The organism is Streptomyces sp. DH12 (genome assembly GCF_020873895.1).
Classification (GTDB): domain Bacteria; phylum Actinomycetota; class Actinomycetes; order Streptomycetales; family Streptomycetaceae; genus Streptomyces.
Genome location: NZ_JAHWGT010001169.1, coordinates 1 through 441 on the forward strand (window position 1 = coordinate 1; position 441 = coordinate 441).

The window sequence follows — 441 nt, forward strand, 5'->3', positions numbered from 1 at the left end:
GGTCGACGAGTTCGGGGCTGCCGAGTCCGGAGGTCACCCGCGGGCCCCAGGCGGAGTCGCCGTTGCGGTAGAGCATGGTGACGTCCTGCTCGGTCCCGGCCTCGCGGCCGTGGTGCCCGTCGCCGGAGGCGAACATGGTCACGCAGGGGCCGCTCTCGGAGTCGCCGCAGTCGATGTCACGGCCGCTGACGAGGCCGTCGACGGTCGAGTTCAGCTCCTCGGGGCGCCCGGCGGTCTTCAGCCAGGTGCTGCGGTAGCCGCCGACGTAGGTGCCCGGCATGTAGAGCTTGGAGTCGTCGGCGGTGGTGAGGATGCCGCTGCCCAGCGAGATGCCGAACGGTTCGGCCTCCCGGTCCTCGATGTCCGCGACGCGCTTGCGGGTGACGGTGCCGTCGGCGGCGGGCGTGAGGAGGTAGTACCCCCAGTCGAGCGGGCCGTAGT

At 71.9% G+C, this 441-nt stretch carries 1 pseudogene; it reads right to left on the bottom strand.

Annotated features, from left to right (window positions below):
* A pseudogene (locus LPA54_RS39080) lies at positions 1 to 441 on the bottom strand (hypothetical protein); the annotation flags it as partial.